Here is a 1,910-nt window from a genome sequence, read left to right on the forward strand (position 1 = left end):
GCAGCGGGCAACGACGCGGGCGATCTTGCGAACCAGCCGGTGACGAACAACTCCGCAGCCGACACCACGGCTCCGGTGCTCGGCACCGCCACGGTCAGCGGGCGCGATCTGGTTCTGAGCTACACCGAGGCGAGTGGCCTGGGTCTGGATGCTGCCCATCCGGCGCCAGTCGCGGCCTTTGCGGTGAGTAGCAGCCGTGGCGTCGCCATAGCCGTCGAGAGCGTCACGGTCAACGCCACGGCCAAGACCGTGACCCTGCGCCTGACCCGTTCCGTGGACCGTGGCGAAGCGGTGAACCTCAGCTACACCAAGCCCGCAACCGGCAACAACGTGCTGCAAGACGCAGCGGGCAACGACGCGAGCAACCTCACCAACCAGGCGGTGACGAACAACAAGCGAACAGCCTGGACGCAAGCCACGCCGCGGCCCTTGTGGTCAGCAGCGCCGCTGGCACGGCCATCACCGTCACCGACGCCGTGGTGAACGCGACGGCCAAGACCGTCACGCTGACGCTCAGCCGCGCCGTGACCAGGGGAGGCGCTGACCATCAGCTACGCCAAGCCTGCAACCGACAATGTGATCCAGGATGCGGCAGGCAACGACGCGACGGACTTCAACAGCAAGACGGTACCGGCACCTGGGCGAGCCTGGCGAGCGGCCCTTCCGGCGGCAAGATGGTGAACGAAGGCGAGCGGCTGCGACTAGACTTCTCGACCCAGGATGGCGGAGCGTTCGACGCCGATGGCAAGGCCGACGGCGTCATCACCGCGCCCGGTGCCGCAGCGAATAGGTCGCTGTCCCTCATGGGGCTGGCGTCCGATGGGGCGCATGGCGGGTTCTGGTTCTGAATCTTCCATGCATCCGTAGCCACGGACGCACGGGGCCATGCCGACGTCGTGCGCTGGAATGCCGTTCACCCCGTGCCCATGGCCATGGAACGCGCTCCTTACCTGATCAAAAAAGATGGCGCAAGAAGGAGGGTTGAAGAGCGATCTCCTTGGCATTTACCGGCATGAAACGGCAATTCATCGCGGATGATGCACGGCATGCCAAATGACATCTCCCTTGCATGCATCGCCTCCCCCACCCGTTGGCAGGGGCTTGGCGCTGCTTGAACGCGCTGTGCATCGACATGCTTCCCAGGCCAGCGGACGCCGCTGCACAACGGACCCCGCCAAGTCGCAAACGACGCAGGGGGACGGCGATGTGTAGAACGCCGAACCGTCCATTCCCCGCCGTAGCAGCGGCTGACCTCACGGCATGCCTGGCGCATGCGCGCCCGCAGCGTCCCGTCATGGCACCCCGCCGGATCGGCAGGGGTTCAGAGCATTCAAGAAACCGTTCACGACGCTCCCCGGGGACTGCGCATGCAGCCCCTGGTCGGGGTTGCGTTGCCGGTCCCTGCACATCGGAAATGACCCCTTGGCGCACGCCGCCAGAAGGGAACAACGCGCTCCTCCGGACAAGACCGTGACCAGGTTCTGATTACCGGAACCATCCCCGCCGCGTCCCCTGCCGACAGGGAATATGCGCCAACGTACATCCACCACTGAAACACCATGACGATTAATACCCACGACACGCCCGCCGCAACGGACAACACGCCCCCTGTGATCAGCACCGCCACGGTCACCGGCAACCGGATGGTGCTCACCTATACGGAAGCCAATCACCTCGACGGGACCGCGCTCGCGGGCGACGCCGGCTTTACGGTCAGGAGCCCCGGCGGCGCGGCCATCACCGTCACCGGCGCCGTGGTGGATGCCACCGCCAAGACCGTCACGCTCACGCTGAGCCGCGCCGTGGCCCACGGCGAGGCCGTGCTCGTCAAATACACCAAGCCCGCATCCGACCCTATGGTGCAGGACGCGGCCGGCAACGACGCGGCAAGCTTCGACGACCAGGCCGTC

Annotated in this window: 3 protein-coding genes; all 3 read left to right on the forward strand. The window is 66.2% G+C overall.

The features are described 5' to 3' along the window. Nucleotides 1–483, forward strand: a 483-nt coding sequence (locus VTU_RS30350; protein WP_040894305.1) for a SwmB domain-containing protein, incomplete at its 5' end; no start/stop codon positions are given. After that, nucleotides 432–848, forward strand: coding sequence for a choice-of-anchor U domain-containing protein (locus VTU_RS32225; protein ID WP_081479951.1), 417 nt, complete (start codon nucleotides 432–434; stop codon nucleotides 846–848). The genes VTU_RS30350 and VTU_RS32225, both read left to right, overlap by 52 nt. A gap of 711 nt (nucleotides 849–1,559) precedes the next feature. Further along, a partial coding sequence (locus VTU_RS30355; RefSeq protein WP_010110582.1) for a SwmB domain-containing protein occupies nucleotides 1,560–1,910 on the forward strand: 351 nt, incomplete at its 3' end.

The organism is Verminephrobacter aporrectodeae subsp. tuberculatae At4, assembly GCF_000193225.1.
Taxonomy (GTDB): Bacteria; Pseudomonadota; Gammaproteobacteria; order Burkholderiales; family Burkholderiaceae_C; genus Acidovorax; species Acidovorax aporrectodeae.